5 protein-coding genes are annotated in these 3,022 nt (G+C 71.4%); all 5 read left to right on the top strand.

Going from position 1 to position 3,022, the window contains the following annotated elements:
- Positions 1-905 (top strand): FAD-dependent oxidoreductase (locus tag H489_RS38365; RefSeq protein ID WP_017888260.1); only part of this gene is annotated, 905 nt, incomplete at its 5' end.
- Between the two features lie 164 nt (positions 906-1,069).
- Entirely contained in the window at positions 1,070-1,483 is a 414-nt protein-coding gene (gene rpsP, locus H489_RS33650) for a 30S ribosomal protein S16 (RefSeq protein WP_017888259.1), read from the top strand.
- 3 nt (positions 1,484-1,486) lie between these two features.
- Positions 1,487-1,723, top strand: a complete 237-nt coding sequence (locus H489_RS33645) for an RNA-binding protein (protein WP_017888258.1) — start codon at positions 1,487-1,489, stop codon at positions 1,721-1,723.
- Positions 1,724-1,742: 19 nt separating this feature from the next.
- Complete coding sequence (gene rimM / locus H489_RS33640) at positions 1,743-2,288, top strand: ribosome maturation factor RimM (protein WP_017888257.1); 546 nt, start codon at positions 1,743-1,745, stop codon at positions 2,286-2,288.
- Positions 2,289-2,293: 5 nt separating this feature from the next.
- Positions 2,294-2,986 carry a tRNA (guanosine(37)-N1)-methyltransferase TrmD gene (trmD, locus tag H489_RS33635; RefSeq protein WP_017888256.1) on the top strand — a complete coding sequence of 231 codons (693 nt, stop codon included), beginning with the start codon at positions 2,294-2,296 and terminating at the stop codon, positions 2,984-2,986.
- Positions 2,987-3,022 lie beyond the last annotated feature (36 nt).

Raw genomic sequence — 3,022 nt, 5'->3', positions numbered from 1 at the left:
GTGACCTCGTGGCCGCGGCGGTGGACGCCGCCCGCCGCGGCCACGAGGTCACCCTCTGGGAGGCGTCCGACCGTCTCGGCGGCCAGTTCGGCCTCGCCGCACTCGTCCCGGGGAAGGAGGACTACGCCGCCACGGTGCGGTCCGCCCGCACGGAGCTCGAGGAGCGGGGCGCGACCATCCACCTCGGACGCCCGGCCACGGCTCGGGACCTCGTCGACAGCGACGCCGTCGTGCTCGCGGCCGGGGTGGTCCCGCGGAGCATCGACGTCCCCGGTAGCGACCTGCCGCACGTGCTGTCCTACGAGCGGGCGCTGCGGGACGGCGTCCCCGAGGGCACCGTCGCGATCATCGGCGGCGGCGGCATCGGGGTGGACACCGCGGCGTTCCTGACCGAGTCGCCCGACGAGGCCGTCCGGGCCGCCGGGTTCGCGGCGCGCTGGGACCTCGACGTGTCCGAGGAACTCGTCGGCGACGTCCCGCAGCGGCTCCCCGCGGCACCGCGCACCACCCGACCGGGGCCGGACGTGACGGTGCTCCGCCGATCGGGCAAGTTCGGCCACGGGATCGGCATCACCTCGCGGTGGGTCGCGATCGGTCGGCTGCGCGACGCCGGCGTGCGGATGGTCGGCGGCGTGCAGGAGTACCTGCGCATCGAACCCGGGGTGCTCTGGATCCGCGACGAGCACGGGGACGAGGTCGGCGTGCCGGCGGACACCGTCGTGGTCTGCGCCGGGCAGGAGCGGGCGAGCGACGCCGAGGGTGACGCTCCCGACGGACTCGCCACGGGCCTCCAGGCCGCCGGCGTGCCGTACGCCGTCGTCGGCGGCGCGCGGGACGCACGGAGCGTGGACGCGGTCCGGGCGACGTCCGAAGCCCTCGAAGCGGTGCGGCGCCTCGCCCCGTAGCGAGTCGGCTCGCATCACGGCCGGGAATCTGCAAGAATGAACGGTCGAATCGCCGCAGCTCGACCCTCTATCCAGCTGTGAGCGATCTCTCTCGAGCTTTCGCCGTGTGTGCCCCCACGCCCGCGGTTCCAGTTCAACCACAACGAAAGCAAACAGGAGCAATTGTGGCTGTCAAGATCCGTCTGAAGCGTCTCGGTAAGATCCGTGCGCCCTACTACCGCATCGTCGTCGCCGACTCGCGCACCAAGCGCGATGGTCGTGTCCTCGAGGAGATCGGTCAGTACCACCCCACCGAGGAGCCCTCGGTCATCAAGATCGAGTCCGAGCGTGCGCTCTACTGGCTCGGCGTCGGCGCGCAGCCGACCGAGCAGGTCGCGGCCCTCCTCAAGCTGACCGGCGACTGGGCCAAGTTCAAGGGCGAGAAGGACACCGAGTCCAAGGTCAAGGTCGCCGAGCCGAAGCAGGCCTTCCAGGTCGACTCCTCGAAGAAGGCCGTCCTCAAGCCGAAGTCGGAGAAGACGGCTCCCGCCGCCAAGGCCGACGACGCCGAGACCGCCGACGAGACGACCGAGGCGTAGTCCTTGCTCGAATCCGCGCTGACGCACCTCGTCAAGGGGATCGTCGATCACCCTGACGACGTGCGCGTCGCCAGCTCCACCTCCCCACGCGGCGAGGTCCTCGAGGTGCGTGTGCACCCCGAGGACCTCGGCCGCGTGATCGGTCGCGCCGGGCGCACCGCCAAGGCGCTCCGCACCCTCGTCACGGCCCTGGCCGACGGCAAGCGCGTGCGGGTCGACGTGGTGGACACCGATTCCTAGGGAGACGACCCAGCTCCGGGTGGGTCGAATCACGAAGGCGCACGGGCTCAAGGGCGGCATCAAGCTCGAGCTCTACACCGACGACCCGGATCGTCGGTTCACCCCGGGCGCCACCTTCACGCTCCAGGTCCCCGACGACTCTCCGTGGTCGGGCAAGACCCTCGAGCTGGACGAACTCCGCTGGTACAACGGTCACCCCGTCGCGTTCTTCGCCGGGATCGACGACCGCACCGGCGCCGAGTCCCTGGCACGCATCATCCTCTGGGTCGAGCAGGACGCCGACGCCGAGACCGGTGAGGACGACGCCTGGTACGACCACCAGCTCGTCGGGTTGAAGGTCCTGCGCGACGGCGCCGAGGTCGGCACCGTCGCCCGTGTGGACCACATGCCCGCGCAGGACCTGCTCGCGATCGACACGCCGTCCCGCGGCGAGGTCCTCGTGCCGTTCGTCTCCGCCATCGTGCCCGCGGTCGACATCGCTGCCGGCACCGTCACGGTCACGCCGCCGCAGGGCCTGTTCGAGGACCCCGAGGACACCTCGCGCCCCGAGACGGTCACGGACTAGCTGCCGTGCGGATCGACATCGTCACGATCTTCCCGGAGTTCTTCTCCGTGCTGGACGTGTCCCTGCTCGGCAAGGCGCGCTCCGGCGGCCTGCTCGACCTGCACGTGCACGACCTGCGGTCGTGGACCACCGACCGGCACCGCACCGTCGACGACACCCCGTACGGCGGTGGCGCTGGCATGGTGATGAAGCCGGAACCGTGGGCGCAGGCGCTCGAAGCGCTCTTCCGCCCCGACGGCTCGTCGACCCTGGTGGTCCCGACGCCGGCCGGCACCCCCTTCACGCAGTCGATCGCGCGCTCGCTCGCGTCGACGTCGGACCACCTCGTGTTCGCCTGCGGGCGGTACGAGGGCATCGACGCCCGCGTCTTCGAGTGGGCGTCATCGCGCGCCACCGTCGTCGAGCTCTCCCTCGGTGACTACGTGCTGAACGGTGGCGAGGTCGCCGCGATGGCGATCATCGAGGCCGTCGGTCGACTGGTCCCCGGCGTGGTCGGCAACCCCGAGTCACTGGTCGAGGAGTCCCACGAGGACGGTCTGCTCGAGTACCCCTCGTACACCAAGCCCGCGTCGTGGCGCGGCCTGGACGTCCCCGACGTCCTGCTCAGCGGGCACCACGCCCGCGTCGGTGCCTGGCGGCACGAGCAGCAGCTGGAGCGGACGCGGCGCGTCCGTCCGGACCTGCTGCCCGACGCGTAGCGCGACCCGTCCTGGGAAAGCGACAGATGTCCGCGG

Source organism: Curtobacterium flaccumfaciens UCD-AKU (assembly GCF_000349565.1).
In the GTDB taxonomy this organism is placed as follows: Bacteria; Actinomycetota; Actinomycetes; order Actinomycetales; family Microbacteriaceae; genus Curtobacterium; species Curtobacterium poinsettiae.
Note: the sequence above shows the minus strand (reverse complement) of the source record. Positions and strands in the feature narration are given on the sequence as shown.